The sequence below is a fragment of the Bacillus sp. UMB0728 genome (assembly GCF_002858875.1).
Lineage (GTDB): Bacteria > Bacillota > Bacilli > Bacillales > Cytobacillaceae > Bacillus_AB > Bacillus_AB infantis.
The window spans coordinates 886,593-901,490 of sequence record NZ_PKLA01000003.1; the positions used below are offsets into that span (position 1 = coordinate 886,593).

Annotated in this window: 14 protein-coding genes; 1 reads left to right on the forward strand and 13 read right to left on the reverse strand. The window is 46.6% G+C overall.

The genetic code is table 11. The features are described from left to right. Positions 1 to 93 precede the first annotated feature (93 nt). The 7 genes from CYJ37_RS15460 to sppA form a co-directional block, all read right to left on the reverse strand. Positions 94 to 1,281 carry an acetate kinase gene (locus tag CYJ37_RS15460; RefSeq protein WP_009795330.1) on the reverse strand — a complete coding sequence of 396 codons (1,188 nt, stop codon included), beginning with the start codon at positions 1,279 to 1,281 and terminating at the stop codon, positions 94 to 96. A 494-nt stretch (positions 1,282 to 1,775) separates the two neighbouring features. Further along, entirely contained in the window at positions 1,776 to 2,762 is a 987-nt protein-coding gene (locus tag CYJ37_RS15465; RefSeq protein ID WP_022544275.1) for a class I SAM-dependent methyltransferase, read from the reverse strand. Positions 2,763 to 2,916: 154 nt separating this feature from the next. Next, positions 2,917 to 3,417 carry a thiol peroxidase gene (tpx, locus tag CYJ37_RS15470; RefSeq protein ID WP_009795332.1) on the reverse strand — a complete coding sequence of 167 codons (501 nt, stop codon included), beginning with the start codon at positions 3,415 to 3,417 and terminating at the stop codon, positions 2,917 to 2,919. A gap of 141 nt (positions 3,418 to 3,558) precedes the next feature. Continuing rightward, positions 3,559 to 4,047, reverse strand: a complete 489-nt coding sequence (ytfJ, locus tag CYJ37_RS15475) for a GerW family sporulation protein (protein WP_101550517.1) — start codon at positions 4,045 to 4,047, stop codon at positions 3,559 to 3,561. Positions 4,048 to 4,065: 18 nt separating this feature from the next. Beyond that, positions 4,066 to 4,767: a DUF2953 domain-containing protein gene (locus CYJ37_RS15480; protein ID WP_009795334.1), complete on the reverse strand. Its 702-nt coding sequence runs from the start codon at positions 4,765 to 4,767 to the stop codon at positions 4,066 to 4,068. Positions 4,768 to 4,913: 146 nt separating this feature from the next. Further along, positions 4,914 to 5,417, reverse strand: coding sequence for an RDD family protein (locus tag CYJ37_RS15485; protein WP_009795335.1), 504 nt, complete (start codon positions 5,415 to 5,417; stop codon positions 4,914 to 4,916). Positions 5,418 to 5,430: 13 nt separating this feature from the next. After that, entirely contained in the window at positions 5,431 to 6,438 is a 1,008-nt protein-coding gene (gene sppA / locus CYJ37_RS15490; protein ID WP_101550519.1) for a signal peptide peptidase SppA, read from the reverse strand. A 144-nt stretch (positions 6,439 to 6,582) separates the two neighbouring features. Between sppA and CYJ37_RS15495 the strand changes: the two genes are divergently transcribed. Then, on the forward strand, positions 6,583 to 7,386 hold the full coding sequence (locus CYJ37_RS15495) for an NAD kinase (protein WP_035403221.1): 804 nt from the start codon (positions 6,583 to 6,585) through the stop codon (positions 7,384 to 7,386). Between the two features lie 283 nt (positions 7,387 to 7,669). Here the strand turns inward: CYJ37_RS15495 and rarD are convergent, their stop codons facing one another. The 6 genes from rarD to CYJ37_RS15525 all read right to left on the reverse strand — a co-directional run bounded on the left by rarD (position 7,670) and on the right by CYJ37_RS15525 (position 14,825). Next, complete coding sequence (rarD, locus tag CYJ37_RS15500; protein WP_009795338.1) at positions 7,670 to 8,596, reverse strand: EamA family transporter RarD; 927 nt, start codon at positions 8,594 to 8,596, stop codon at positions 7,670 to 7,672. Between the two features lie 94 nt (positions 8,597 to 8,690). After that, a complete protein-coding gene (locus CYJ37_RS15505; RefSeq protein WP_101550521.1) occupies positions 8,691 to 10,295 on the reverse strand; it encodes an amidohydrolase in 1,605 nt (534 codons plus the stop codon). Positions 10,296 to 10,443: 148 nt separating this feature from the next. Next, positions 10,444 to 12,030: an acyl-CoA synthetase MbcS gene (gene mbcS / locus CYJ37_RS15510; RefSeq protein WP_101550523.1), complete on the reverse strand. Its 1,587-nt coding sequence runs from the start codon at positions 12,028 to 12,030 to the stop codon at positions 10,444 to 10,446. A gap of 139 nt (positions 12,031 to 12,169) precedes the next feature. Next, positions 12,170 to 12,373 carry an alpha/beta-type small acid-soluble spore protein gene (locus CYJ37_RS15515; RefSeq protein WP_009795341.1) on the reverse strand — a complete coding sequence of 68 codons (204 nt, stop codon included), beginning with the start codon at positions 12,371 to 12,373 and terminating at the stop codon, positions 12,170 to 12,172. Positions 12,374 to 12,476: 103 nt separating this feature from the next. Further along, a complete protein-coding gene (gene thiI, locus CYJ37_RS15520) occupies positions 12,477 to 13,682 on the reverse strand; it encodes a tRNA uracil 4-sulfurtransferase ThiI (protein ID WP_009795342.1) in 1,206 nt (401 codons plus the stop codon). After that, positions 13,683 to 14,825 (reverse strand): cysteine desulfurase family protein, encoded by a 1,143-nt coding sequence (locus tag CYJ37_RS15525; RefSeq protein ID WP_009795343.1) that lies wholly within the window; start codon positions 14,823 to 14,825, stop codon positions 13,683 to 13,685. Positions 14,826 to 14,898 lie beyond the last annotated feature (73 nt).

The following is a 14,898-nucleotide window of genomic DNA, read 5'->3' on the forward strand; positions in this document are numbered from 1 at the left end:
ATTCAGGCAAATCCTGTTTCATTGGATGGAGAAGGCAGAAAAACAAAAGGACAAAAAAGCCTTGGCTTCTTTGTCCTTTCAATCATTCAAATATTATTTCGCAAGCCTTACAACATCCCTGGCAATCATAACTTCTTCATTTGTCGGAATAATGATAACCTTGACCGGTGAGTGAGGATAGTTGACAAACGTTTCCTCACCGCGGACCTTGTTCAATGCAGGGTCCCAATATACGCCCATGAATTCCAGTCCCTGAAGGACACGCTCGCGGATTTCAGCACTGTTTTCGCCGATGCCTGCTGTAAAGATAATGGCATCAACTCCGTACATGCGTGAAGCATAAGAGCCGATATATTTGTGGATCCGGTTTGCAAACACTTCGAGAGCAAGCTCTGCTCTTTCGTTTCCTTCAGACGCTTGTACCTCGATGTCGCGAAGGTCGCTTGAGAAGCCAGAAACTCCAAGCATTCCGCTCTCTTTATTCAGTACATTAAGCACTTCGTCAGCTGACTTGCCTGTTTTCTCCATGATGAATGGAATCAAAGCAGGGTCAATATTCCCTGAACGGGTACCCATTGTCACACCGGCAAGCGGTGTAAAGCCCATGGATGTATCAATTGATTTTCCGCCTTCAATGGCCGCGATGCTTGCACCGTTCCCCAGGTGGCAGGAAAGCAGGCGAAGCTGCTCAAGCGGACGGCCAAGAAGCTCTGCTGCACGCTCTGATACATATTTATGTGAAGTTCCGTGGAAGCCGTATTTACGGATGCCGAACTTCTCATAATACTCATAAGGAAGGCTGTACAGGAATGAGCTTTCAGGCATAGTCTGATGGAACGCAGTATCAAAGACAGCTACTGCCGGTACATTTGGAAGCACCTGCTGGAATGCCTTGATTCCTGTAATATTTGCAGGGTTGTGAAGAGGTGCCAGCTCGGAAAGTGCATCGATTTTGCTCAGTACCTCTTCCGTGATAACCGCAGAATCTGCAAACTCTTCTCCACCGTGTACTACACGGTGGCCGATTCCTTCAATTTCATCCAGTGATTCGATGATCTTCAGATCAGTCAGCTTATTGAGCAGAAGCTTGACTGCAACCTCATGGTCAGGTATTTCCGTTACTTCCGTCTGCTTCTCGCCGTTAACAGAAATACTGAAAACTGCATCGTTCAGACCGATTCGTTCAATAAGACCTTTTGTGATTACTTCTTCGCTCGGCATTTCAAATAATTGAAATTTCAATGAAGAACTTCCAGCATTAATTGCAATAATTTTCGCCACGATATGTCGCTCCTTTTAAATGCGGACTCGCATACGTCCTGTATGTTTAACCAGTGCAATGGGGACCATGGGGAAATATGTATCTCTTTTCCCTCCAGGATGCCAGCCTTTATATAACACCGATGCTAATCTAATGCCTGATGTGGTACACATTTATTGTGTGCAACTGGCATCATTTTATCTCTCAATTCCCCATTTAATCACTGTGCTTGCATGATTTCAAGGAACATTCAAAATTGGTATCGTTTACAGTTAAAATTAAATGTATTCCGACATTTCGGTGATTTCCATTTCTTATTTTCCATTACCCCTGCGGCTCTTCAGCTAAAACAGAACTTCCAATTAAAGACTCCAGACTAAATGCGGCAGCATCCTCTTAACACTCTCCGGAAGACTTATGCCAGCAGGTTTTAAGTCTGGACAGCTCCATTAATATTTTCTTCTCATTCAAATAGAAAAAGCATGATCCAGTTTGGGACCATGCTTTTTGCACTCTATATCTTATTTTCCCTGAACCAGGCATCCACCTGCTTAAGGATTCTCTCGACCTGTTCCGTTTTTGAAAGGCTCGGCATGTTTACAAGCAGGGCTTGCTTTGGAGCTGTGACCCCTTCACCCTTTTTCTGGAGGATAAAGACGCTTTTTGCGGCATTTTTATTTTTAAACAATGTTTCCGGGAGCTGGAGCAGGCCCTGGATGATGCTTGTCTTGCTTATATACGCCTTCAGTTTGTCCGCCTGTTCGCTTTCAAACAGGCCATTTGGCACAATCAGGAACAGATAGCCGCCTTCCTTAACATGGCGCATGCTCTGTTCCAGGAAAAGGTGATGGGCATAAGAATGGCCCTCGTCTGCCTTCAGCTCATAGTCCTGCGCCCTTATGTCGTTTGGATAATACCCCACCGGAAGGTCGCTGATGACTGCATCCACACTTTCAATGAACAGCGGCTCAAGGCTGTCCTGGTTATAGAATTGGATGGGGTGCTTCTGGAGGTTGGCATTGATGTAGGCAAGCTTAATGAGGAGGTCGTCCACATCTGACCCGACTGCTTCAATGCTTTTTCCTTCCTGCTGATTGATGACAGTCGTAAGGAGATTGCCTGTCCCGACCGCTGGATCCAGAAGGCGGAAAGATTTCGCCCCGACAAATTTATTCACCAGATAACCTGTCAGCATTCCGACAGCATCCGGTGTCATCTGGTGGTTTGGCTGCACATTTTCCTTCATGCCCTTTAAAATGGCCAGCTGAAACGACTTTCTGATATTCTCGCTTGTATATAGGTCAAGATTCAGCGACTCATAGCTTTTTTTCAGCCTTTTTACATTAAGCTCACTGAGTCCGTCCTGGAGAATGGACTCTTGAAAAATATTATCGCCTGTTTCTGCAAGCGCCTCTAAATATGTACATTGCAGCTCTTCCTGCAAGATCATAGCTGTTTCATTAAAGACTGAGAACAGTTCTTCTACGGGAGTGATACTCACTAATTCATTCCTCCTGCTAAAATATTATTGTCTTATTGTAACGGGGTTCCGGCAGGATCACAAGCCCGCCGCCTGCCATTCAGGAGATTAAGGAATACAGCCTGGGCATTCTTAAGGCATACAAAAACCCCGATTGCCCGGGGTTCTTCGAAGTTTATTCAGCTTGCCTTGCAGCTTCCACTGCAGCTTCGTAGTCAGGATGGTCAGTTGCTTCGCTCACATATTGGGCATAAACCACTTTGTCATTGGAATCAACAACAAATACTGCCCGTGCAAGAAGGCGGAGCTCCTTGATTGCTACTCCGTAAGCTTCACCGAAAGAAAGGTCGCGGTGGTCTGAAACTGTCTGCACATTTTCAATGCCGGCAGCTGCGCACCAGCGCTTCTGTGCGAAAGGAAGATCTACGCTGACTGTAAGAACTTTTACATTATCAAGCTTTGATGCTTCTTCATTGAATCGGCGCGTCTGAGCGTCGCAAACGCCTGTATCAATAGAGGGAACAACACTAATCAGTCTTACCTGGCCCTTGGAATCCGCAAGCGTTACCTCAGATAAGTCATTGGCAAGCACTTTGAATTCCGGAGCCTGGTCTCCTGCTTTCACTTCATTCCCCAGCAAAGTAACCGGATTTCCTTTAAAAGTAATTGATGCCATTGGTTTCTTCCTCCTTATTTTTCATATATGTACAGTGCAATCATACTTCCTGGAAAATCATTTTGCAATGAAAAGCCATTTATTCCGGCAATAGAAAAGGCTGTCTCCGGGGAAGAAGACCAGCCTTTTCAAACATCCATTTTAGAAGTCCAGGTCATGCTTTGGTCCATTGTATTCGTTCGAGCGGTTCTGGCTGCTTTGGCCTTCGCTCTTTCCATCCTGGCCGCTGTTCCCTGATCCGTTATTTTTTGACATCATCTGCTGGATCTTATCAACAGCCTGAGGGGCCAAATCAAGGATTTTTTCATATAGATGTGTGCTCTCGTCCAGATGGACCATTTTAACTCCGTGGGAACTTACGATTAAAAAAGCAATCGGCGTTATGGAAACTCCGCCGCCGCTTCCTCCGCCAAACGGATGCTTCGGTTTGCCTTCTCCCTCGCGGCCTGAACCTTCAAGCATGAACTCACTGCCGCCTGCTGCAAAGCCGAAACCGACCTTTGATACGGTAAGGATCACACTTCCATCAGGAGTTTCAACCGGGTCCCCGATGATTGTATTCACATCAATCATTTCTTTCAAATTTTCCATTGCGGTCGTCATCAAGCCTTGTATCGGATGATCAGACATAATAAACTTCCTCCTCATCTAAACGGATTTTGTTTTATTATCAGATAGCACGGATAACGGCTTTGTCCTAAAGTCCGGCATTCCGCCTTTCCAATATTTAATCAGTTTAATTCCTGCCAACATAGCTTGCCCGATGCGGAATTGAAACATACATGAAAAACGGGTTTGGGAAACTGCAGCCTGAAAATGGGGGGTCACCGACAAAACGGGCATGTCCCTCATCCTCATATAGTGGCTGAGAATGCCGACCAGGCTTCCTTTTGCAGACCAGATTATCCCTGCAAGGACAGCAGTGTGCGCCGCATCACCGATTCCGGCCAATGTATGCCATTCGATATCCCTGATTGCCACCTTTTTCAGAAATCGCCGGATGATCGTGTGGAGGCCAAATACATGGCGTATCAGCTCCTCGGCATCCTTGATACTGTTCAGGAAGTCCTCCGGCGTGAACTTTTTCCGGTCTTCCTGCTTCTTCTCCTCCTCCCGGCCGGCTTCCACTTTCTCTTCAACCACAATGGAAGGGGAGTCATCATCGATTTTTATCAGCGGAACCTGTATGTTATAGCGGATAAGCCCCAACCAGGCCCGGAACTTTATTGATATATGGTCATTGTCCTGGCCATGATAAAAGTTAAAGTAAACTGTTAGCTTTGAGAAAAGAAGAATAATGAGCAAAAGCAGAATGACTGCCGCTGCTGCTCCAAGGATCAGCCACCACATCCGATCACCCCCTATTAACAGGCTGGTGTATTTTTTCGCATTAGTCTCCTGCTAAAGATATCCAGACGCTAAATCTAGGCTTTCCTTTTGGGAAAAAAAATAAACCTGCCGGCAGCAGGCCGGCAGGCGATTCTTTCAATTATTCCTTATTTTCTTTCGTGAATGACGCTTGTATCGGCAAACAGGTCATGAAGCCCCTGTTTTTTCGGCAGAAAAGCGACAATGACATAGCCAATATAAATAGTGGCTGAAATGAAACGACCGATCCACTCCCTGAACAATATGGTGCTCCAGGACATTTCTTCATCTTTAAGACTGACTACTTTCAGCCCGAATATCATTTTCCCGAGCGTCTGCCTGAAATACTTTGTCATCAGGACAAAATAGGCATAAAAAATGATGCTTGTGACGATATTTGCGGGAGTGAAAATGCCGGAATCGGCAAGGGGAAGATCCGCCGCCCGAAAAATCGGATGCACGATAATGCGGTTAATGCTGCCTATGACAATGAGATCGGCCAGATACGCCCAGAACCTCATCCAGAAACCGGCAAAACGGACTGATGCCGCATGATCTTCATATGACGGGCTGGCTGGTGAATGATTGTCAGCAGGCAAATCCTTGTCCAAATGGCTGTCTAATGTGGTCATTTGCCATCCCTCCTCATTCTGAATACATGTACATCAGCCGCGGGGCATTCGGCTGTGACAACAGCTTCATCATGCCGGCCATTTCAATATCATCGCCCATCACTTTCCGCGCACCCATGCTGAACAAGGAGCCAAAGCCCATATTTTCCGAATAGCTGACTACCTGTGCACCCTTAAGCTTATGGTCTTTCTCCAGTTCATCTACAACATCTTCAAAGAAGCCGAAACCATCAATCAGGTCGAGCTCTTTTGCCTGGCGGCCGTCATAGATCCGTCCGTCGGCGATTTTCCTCACCTGATCTGCCGGGATGCCCCTTCCTTCTGAAATGACTTTAACAAAGCCTTCATAAGAATTGTCGATCATAGACTGGAGGATCTCCCGTTCTTCTTCCGTCATCTCCCTTGAAGGGCTCATAATATCTTTGTAAGGTCCGCTCTTGATCGTGACAAATTCTACGCCATACTTTTCGGCAAGCCCTGCATAATTATATCCCTGCATGATGACACCCAGGGAGCCTGTCAGGGTTTCAGGACTGGCATAGATTTTTTCAGCAGGTGCTGAAATATAGTAGCCGCCGGAAGCAGCCATGGACCCCATTGATATGTACACAGGCTTTTTCGCTTCCTTCTGGATTTCCACGATCTTATCATGGATCTCAGAGCTTTCCACTACACCGCCACCCGGGGAATTCACGCGAAGAATGACCGCTTTCACACTATCATCCTCTTTAACATGGTCCAGCTTTTTCATGAAAGATTTGTGGTTATAGCCGGGACTGGCAAACAGTGAGCTGGCATCTCCTGCATCCTGGATGGTCCCATCTACATTCAGGACGGCAATTTTCTTTGAACTGCTGCCCGGTTCAATGATTTCTTCAGAAAATGCTTCATCAACTGGAAACATATCCGCAAATGTGCTTTCGGCATTTCTAAATGCGAAAGTCGACAGCACACTAGTAATAATGGAGAAAAACAGCAGTGCAGCGGCTATTCCAAGAGCCGCCCATCTTTTCCCATTCATATCTTCTCCTCCTTTTTTTCCTTTTCCAAGTGTTAATACGCAATAACTTTTAAAATGTTTCAAAAACATGTACACTGATGACAATAAACGTTATTGCCGCAAAATACCAATCATACGCAAATATTATCATTTTGAATGGGAGGAATGAAAGTGACGCGCCGAAACTTATATTTTTACCATAAGAAAGATTCTGAAATGATGGAAAAAGCAGGCCATCTTTATGAGCTTGCCGAAAAATACGGCTTTACCATAGTCAATGACTTTAAACAGGCTAATATCATTGTGAGCATTGGCGGTGACGGGACATTTCTTCAGGCGGTCCGCAAGACCGGCTTCCGCGAGGACTGCCTGTACGCGGGCATCTCTACGACCGGCACATTAAGCATGTACTGCGATTTCCATATTGATGACACATCCAAGATGGTTGAAGCGATGGCCAATGAGCAGATTGAAGTCAGGAGATACCCGACGATGGAGATAAAGGTGGATGATGAATCCTCCTTCTATTGCCTGAATGAATTCAGCATACGGTCTGCGATCATCAAAACATTTGTTATGGATGTATTTATCGATAATCTCCATTTCGAAACCTTCAGGGGCGACGGGATGATTGTCGCAACTCCGACAGGCAGTACAGCCTATAATAAATCGGTCAATGGCGCCATCGTTGACCCTATGCTCCCTTGCCTCCAGGTCAGCGAACTGGCATCCCTGAACAATAACCGCTACAGGACACTGGGTTCTTCATTCATCCTGAGCAGCGGCCGCAGCCTGACCCTCAGAGTCATCCAGGACGGCAATGACCATCCGACAATGGGAATGGACAACGAAGCACTAAGCATCCAGCATGTCGAAAAAATTGAAGCCAAACTGAGCGGCAAACAAATCAAGACTGTCAAACTTAAGGACAACTCCTTCTGGGAAAAGGTAAAGAGGAGTTTTCTATAAAAAGGCCAAGATTGTCTGAACAAGTCATGTATCCCGATACCAGATGGGATACATGACTTCCTTTTTCTTCACAATCATGTATCCCAGGAGCCGGTTGGAATACTTGACTTCCTTTTTTTTCACACATATGTATCCCAGGTGCCTGATGGAATACATGACTTTCTTTTTTTCTCCAGCCCATAACATCAAAATACAGTTCGTCCCACAGCCAAAAAGGCTCTTTGGCGGCCCTGCAGAGGGACGTTCAAATCAGAAAAAGGAAGAGGCCGCGGCCTCTTCCTTTTTACATCCCCAGCCCTTTTCCATGCTTCCATTTCATATTGGCAAATAATTTCGTCCTGGACAGCGAGTAGACGGTCAAAGCAAGCCAAATGAACAAGAATGCAACCAGATGGGTCTTTGTGAATTCTTCACCATATACGAAAATGCCGAGCAGCAGTGTCAATGTCGGGGCGATATACTGCAGATAACCCAGCATGGAAAGCGGTATTTTCTGTGCCCCTTTGGCAAAATACAGAAGCGGGATCGCAGTGGCTGCCCCTGCACCGATCAGCAGGAGATCCGTTCCTGTGGAAATGGCCAGGAAGGACTGCTTTCCGGCTGCAAATAAATAAATCAGATATCCAAGTGCCAATGGCATGACAACCATCGTTTCGAGCGTCAGTCCAATGGCAGATTCCACCTTGATCAGTTTCTTTGCCAAACCGTAAAGGCCGAAAGATAAAGCAAGCACAACCGCAATCCATGGAAATCGTCCATAAGAGAGGGTCATGATAAGCACACCCGCTGCAGCCAGCAGGAAAGATACTGCCTGCACAGAGGAAAGCTTTTCTTTTAAAACAACTATTCCCAGAAGGACACTGACCAGCGGGTTGATATAGTAGCCAAGGCTTGCTTCAATCATTTGGCCGGAATTGACTGCCCAAATGTATATGAACCAGTTGCAGCTTATGAGCAAGGAAGCAATTGTCAAAGCGAGCATTTGCTTCTTGTTGTTCCGTATTCCTCTCAATGTCCGGACAAAATCCGGCCATTTCCTGGTCAGGACAAGTACAGCCAGCATAAAGATGAAGGACCAGAAAACCCGGCTGGCCAGGATTTCATCAGCACTCACATGATTGAGAAGCTTCCAGTAGATCGGCAGGATGCCCCATATCAAATAAGACAGCCCTGCGTACAGGGCCCCTTGTTTTACTTCAGTATCTGTCATTGTTGGTTAGCCTCGATTCTTTCTAATATCGAAATAAGTATAAAGCCAAAAGAAAAAAACTGGCAACCTATTCGTTTTAGCAGGATTCGCTCGTTTAAATCTGTCCGCGCTTATAAACGGTTTTTCCTCCTATTACTGTCTCATTGACTCGTGTACGGAGGAGTGCCTCCGGATCTTCTTCGAATATATTCCGGTCAAGGATTGTGAAATCAGCAAGATATCCTTCCTTGATCATTCCCCTGTCAACTTCATGGCAGATTGCATATGCGCTGCCTTTTGTATATAAGGAAACAGCTTCGTACATGGATAATGCCTCCTCTTTGATATAGGCAATCCTCCCGGGGTCATCGCTGCTGGTTCTTGTAACCGCCGAATGGATGCCGAGGAGCGGGTCAGCCTGCTCGATTGGCGCATCAGATCCGCCTGCACATGGGATGCCTTCATCAAGCAATGTTTTCCAGGCATAACAGTAATCCATATGCTCTTCACCGATCCTGCTGATGACCCACGGAAAGTCAGAAGCCAGGAATCTTGGCTGTATATCCAGTATAAGAGGAAGCTTTTTTGCCCTTGGAATGAGTTCTTTCCGCAGTATCTGTGCATGAATGAGCCGGTCCCTGCCTTTTCCTTTCAGCGGGTATTTTTCAATGCTGTTCAGTGACATTTCAAAAGCCCTGTCACCGATGGCATGTATGGCCACCGGCATATCCAGCTCCCTGGCTTTTTTCAATAGCCCGTCAAGCTGATCCTGTGTAAAAATAGCCACTCCTGAGGTTGAAGGATCATCCGCATACGGATGGCTCAGCAAAGCAGTCCGGCCTCCCAATGCCCCGTCTGAAAAAATCTTCATTGCACCGAATTCTATCCAATCATCTCCACCAAGATAATTTCCGCCCTCAAGCTTCATGTCATTGATTACCTCGTGATGGACGAGCAGGTGGGCCCGGAAAGGCAGTTTATCTTCACCAATGACCTCCTTGAAAGTCCTATAGGTCCCATGGAAACCGCCATAATAATTAAGATCCTCAGTATGTGCCCCTGTCAGGCCCAGCGCGTAGGCATCCTGGATGGCTGCACGCATTGCCGTCTCCAGATACTCCTTTGAAGCACCAGGGAGAATAGAGAAGATCAGCTCCTGTGCCTGGTCCTTCAGCAGGCCTGATGGAAGGCCTTCTTCATCTTTTTCAATGACTCCGCCTGGAGGGCAAATGGTTTCAGGGGTAATTCCGCCTGCTTCCAATGCTTTCGAATTGACTGCAATTGCGTGCCGGCAGATCCTTTTCAGGCAGACTGGATGTCCAGGGACTGCTTCATCAAGCTCCTTTGCCAGAATGGGGGCAGGGATGTCCCATAAATTTTCGTTCCAGCCCTCGCCAATGACCCAGCTGCCTTTTGAAAACTTCCCTGCATACTCTTTAACTGCCTCCAGCACTTGCGATTTTGAGGTATAACCAGACAGATCAAGCCTTATCAGCCTCTCCCCATGCCCAATCAAATGCATATGGCTGTCCACAAAACCGGGCAGCATCAGCGTTCCCTCAAGGTCCCTCATTTCAGAGGGTTTTACCGAGAAGTTTCTTTTCAAGTCTTCCAGCGGCCCTGCCCTCAGGATCTTTCCATTCTCCGTCATAACCGCTTCGGCTTTATGCCCTTCTTCCTGAAGGGTATATATATGTCCTCCATGCCATAGTGTCCGCATCTTCTTATTGCTCCTTTTCTTCCTAATTCTGCACATAAAAATCCTCTGTGCCTGCTGATCTGATTATATCTTCTTTCGGGACACAAAAAAACTGAGCTTTAAAAAAGCTCAGCGAAATCTTTTTTATAGAGGATCTCCCAGCTGGATACTAGCTGCGGGCAGCCTCCTCCATTTCTTTTTTCCTCAGCTCTACCCTGCGGATCTTTCCTGAGGTGGTTTTTGGAAGCTCTGAAAGAAACTCAACCCTGCGGGGATATTTATAAGGGGCAGTCAGCTCCTTTACATGCTCCTGCAAGGTATTAATGAGATCCGGCTTATCTTCCGCGATGCCATCCTGCAGGACGATAAATGCTTTGACGACTGCTCCGCGGATTTCGTCCGGGCTGGCCACGACGGCACATTCCTTGACGTACGGATGTTTGACAAGAGCATCCTCCACCTCAAACGGCCCGATTGTATATCCGGAACTGATGATAATATCATCTCCCCTGCCTTCAAACCAGAAATACCCGTCTTCATCCTTTTTCGCTTTGTCTCCGGTCACATAATATTCACCCCTGAATTGCATGGCGGTCCGTTCAGGATCCTTATAATAATTTTTAAATAACGCAGGGGTTTCAATATGGACGGCGATATCCCCCACTTCCCCAGGTCCGCATGCCTTTCCATCTTCATTGATGATCTCAACAGAATTGCCGGGAATCGGCTTTCCCATCGAACCAGGCCTAAGCTCCATCCCTTTTGTTATGCCGACCAGCAGGGTGTTTTCCGTCTGGCCGTATCCGTCCCGCACTTCAATATCAAAATGCTTTTTGAAAGCATCAATCACTTCGCGGTTAAGCGGCTCTCCGGCTGAGACTGCACTATGAAGATCCGGGAGGCTGTATTCAGCAAGATTGTCGACCTTTGCCATCAGCCTGTATTCTGTCGGGGTGCAGCAAAGAACATTGACTTTATAATCCTGAAGGAGTGCAAGATATTTTTTCGGCTCGAATTTTCCTGAATACACCAGTCCTGTTCCCCCAGAACCCAGCACAGAGAGGAAAGGGCTCCATATCCATTTCTGCCAGCCGGGGCCGGCAGTGGCCCAGACAGTATCCCCCTCCTTGATGCAAAGCCAGTTGGGCCCGGCGGCACGGAGATGTGCATATGCCCAGCCATGTGTATGTACAACTCCCTTAGGATTGCCCGTGGTACCGGAAGTATAGGACAGGAAAGCCATGTCGTCCCTGCTTGTTCCAGCAGTCTCCATGATATCAGAGGCTGCCTCCATCTTTTCATCCAGCGGAATCCAGCCCGGCACAGGCTCTCCAATCACAAATTTAGGCAGCGAAGCAGCTTCCGTAACACCTGCAAATTGCTCTGTAAACGGCGAAAAGCATACAATGGCTTTCACATCGCCATGATTGATCCTGTATTGGATATCTTTAGAGCGGAGCATCTCTGAACAGGGAATGACTACCAGGCCCATTTTAAGTGCCGCTATGTACGTCTGGTAAGCTTCTATAAGGCGCGGGACCATGATCAGGACTACATCCCCCTGCCTTAGGCCGTTTTCGGAGAAAACGTTTCCAATTTTATTGGCATTGGACAGGAGTCTGGAATATGTAATTTCCTTTCTTTCTCCTTCCCCGCTTTCCCACAGGATGGCAGTTCTTTCAGGAGCTTCTGCAAACTTTTCCATTTCAGAGACCAGATTATATTTTTCTGGCGCCAGCAGATCTTCACGCTTCATGTTATATGTCCTCCTAATCTGAAATTGTATCCTTATGGTTTATTATACATAATTTTTTAAAAATTTAAAAATGTATAACAAAAAGTAAAGGAGCAGGCTGTCAGCCTGCTCCCTTGTAGCCATATTATTTATTTTTCGATTAGCGTTGGAAACCTCCAAGCTGTTGTTCAGCCATTTGAACTAAACGCTTAGTGATTTCTCCTCCTACTGAACCGTTAGCACGTGAAGTTGTTTCAGCGCCAAGGTTAACACCAAATTCAGTAGCGATTTCGTATTTCATTGAGTCAAGAGCTTGCTGTACGCCAGGTACTAGAAGCTGGTTAGAGTTGTTGCTGCTTGCCATGTGATCTCACCTCCTTGTGAGTTTAGAATGTGTAGAATCACATGGCTTCATACAAATTTAAATTGGTAATGTTTTCATCATCCCGTTCGAATTTTCATTCTCCCTAGAAAAGATCGTCCTCACTTCCACTGCCTGCTTCATACGGCTTGATGTGAATAGTTTCAATATGCTCCACAGCTTTTGCAATAAGCGCATCAAAATCAACAAAACTTTCATAATATGCTGCTTTATCAAGCTTGGGCTTCGTTTTTGGAGAAGCCGGGACAAATACGGTGCAGCAGTCATCATATGGCAGGATGGATATGTCATGGGTGTCAATTTCCTGTGCAATCTCAATAATATCGGTCTTGTCCATTGTTATCAGCGGGCGCAGTACCGGTGTGCTTGTCACTTCATTAATAGCGTACATGCTGTCCAGTGTCTGGCTTGCAACCTGCCCGAGGCTTTCACCGGTAATGACTGCGAGCCCGCCATGCTTTTCCCGGACGAGATCCGTAATTTTAAGCATCAGCCTTCTGGTGGTTGTCATCGTATAATTTTCAGGCACCTGCTTTTGGATGAGCTGCTGGATTTCCGTAAAAGGAACAATGTGAAGGACCATCTGCCCTGTATATCCCGCCAGCTTTTCTGCCAGGTCAATCACCTTTTGCTTCGACCTTTCGCTGGTGAAAGGAGGGCTGTAGAAATGGACGGCTTCTACATCAAGCCCTCTCTTCATGGATAAATAGCCTGCGACGGGGCTGTCTATGCCGCCTGACAGCATGAGCATCGCCTTGCCGCCTGAGCCTGCCGGCATCCCTCCGGCTCCCTGGATATTTTCGCATGAGAGATATGCGGCTTCCGGCCTTATCTCAGCCTGGAGATTGATATCAGGCTGTTTCACATCCACTTTCAAGCCTTCCATATTCTTCAGGATATGTGAGCCAAGTGCATGGTTCAGTTCTCCGGTGTCAAGGTGAAAGCTTTTATCCGCTCTCCGCGCCGATACCTTGAAGGTATCTCCATCCTTGTATACCCGTTTTAAAAGTGCCAGGGCAGCTTCCTTGATTTTTTCTATATCCTTTTCCGTTTTTACAGCAGGACTGAAGGATTGGATGCCAAAAACCCCTTTGAGCTTCTCGATGATCTCGTCCCCATTTTCACCGTTAAGCTGGATGAACATCCTGTCCCTCTGGCCTTCGATCCTGACGGCTGGGTAGCTGTGCAGAACTTTTTTAATGCTTTTTTTCAGCTTCTCGACAAACTTCCCCCTGTTTCGGCCTTTTGTTGAAATTTCTCCATAGCGGATTAATATGCGGTCATAATTCATTTATTTCATTACCTTCCTTAACTTTTTCGCTGTTTCTTCAATTGCCTGCAGCACAGCTTCTGCTTCCTCTGCTGTATTATCATAAGAAAGGCTGATCCTGATGCTGCTTGCTGCATCCTCCTCAGGAATGCCCATTGCCAGCAGTGTCTTGCTGACTGATTTCTTCTTCGAGGAACAGGCGCTGGTGGTGGAGACATATATATTTTTTTCCTCAAGGCTATGCACAAATACTTCTGCCTTCAAGCCTGGTGCAGAAAAATTAAGAATGTGCGGGGCCGAGCCTTCAAGCGGTGTATGGACAGAGATCCCTTCAATGGATTCCAGTCCTTCCCTCAGCAAACATTTAACCCTATTAAGCTGCTCCAGTCCGATCCTGTGCCTCTCAAGGCTGATTCTGAGCGCCTTGGCCATACTGACAATTCCAGGTACATTCTCTGTACCGCTCCGCTGGTTCCATTCCTGGCTTCCGCCTGAAAACAGCGGTGAAAGCTTGACGCCTTCCCTGATGTAAAGGACACCCGTGCCCTTTAAACCGTGGAATTTATGGGCAGAAATGGTGCAAAGGTCTATTTCATTTTCTTGAAAATCAAGCGGCACCTTTGCAATTCCCTGTACATGATCCACATGGAAAAGCACTTTCGAATAAGACTTGAGCATTTTGCCGATTTCAGCAATCGGCTGAATGGTGCCAACCTCATTATTAACATGGATAACACTCACAAGAATTGTATCATGGCATAGGGCAGCCTCTATGTCCTCCGGCCTGATTCTCCCATCCTCGTCTACAGGGATATACGTAACGCGGAAACCGAGCTCTTTCAGCTGTTCAAAGGCTTCTGCTACTGACGAATGCTCTGATTCAGTCGTAATAAGATGGCGCCCCCTGCTTTTATGCATCATGGCAGTCCCTTTTACAGCCAGATTATTGCCTTCAGTTCCGCCCGAAGTAAAGAAGATTTCCTTCTGGCCGGCTCCCAGGAGCTCGGCAATCTGCAGCCTGGCTTGTGACAGGAGCTTTTCTGCCCTGCCGCCGATTCCATGCAAAGACGAGGGATTGCCAAAGTAATCTAAGGCCACCTTATTAAATGAATCCAGCACTTCTTTATATGGTTTAGTTGTTGCACTATTATCAAAGTAAATCATGGGTCTTCCCCTTCCTTGAAAAACCGTTTAGCCAATAGTAAATCTTATCATACTGGGACAATGTTTTCATCTG

Coding starts and splice junctions, on each gene's coding strand:
- tpx (WP_009795332.1), bottom strand. CDS start 3,417: ATGGCATCAATTACTTTTAAAGGAAATCCGGTTACTTTGCTGGGGAAT.
- ytfJ (WP_101550517.1), bottom strand. CDS start 4,047: ATGTCTGATCATCCGATACAAGGCTTGATGACGACCGCAATGGAAAAT.
- CYJ37_RS15480 (WP_009795334.1), bottom strand. CDS start 4,767: ATGTGGTGGCTGATCCTTGGAGCAGCAGCGGCAGTCATTCTGCTTTTG.
- CYJ37_RS15485 (WP_009795335.1), bottom strand. CDS start 5,417: ATGACCACATTAGACAGCCATTTGGACAAGGATTTGCCTGCTGACAAT.
- sppA (WP_101550519.1), bottom strand. CDS start 6,438: ATGAATGGGAAAAGATGGGCGGCTCTTGGAATAGCCGCTGCACTGCTG.
- CYJ37_RS15495 (WP_035403221.1), top strand. CDS start 6,583: ATGAAAGTGACGCGCCGAAACTTATATTTTTACCATAAGAAAGATTCT.
- rarD (WP_009795338.1), bottom strand. CDS start 8,596: ATGACAGATACTGAAGTAAAACAAGGGGCCCTGTACGCAGGGCTGTCT.
- CYJ37_RS15505 (WP_101550521.1), bottom strand. CDS start 10,295: ATGCGGACACTATGGCATGGAGGACATATATATACCCTTCAGGAAGAA.
- mbcS (WP_101550523.1), bottom strand. CDS start 12,030: ATGAAGCGTGAAGATCTGCTGGCGCCAGAAAAATATAATCTGGTCTCT.
- CYJ37_RS15515 (WP_009795341.1), bottom strand. CDS start 12,373: ATGGCAAGCAGCAACAACTCTAACCAGCTTCTAGTACCTGGCGTACAG.
- thiI (WP_009795342.1), bottom strand. CDS start 13,682: ATGAATTATGACCGCATATTAATCCGCTATGGAGAAATTTCAACAAAA.
- CYJ37_RS15525 (WP_009795343.1), bottom strand. CDS start 14,825: ATGATTTACTTTGATAATAGTGCAACAACTAAACCATATAAAGAAGTG.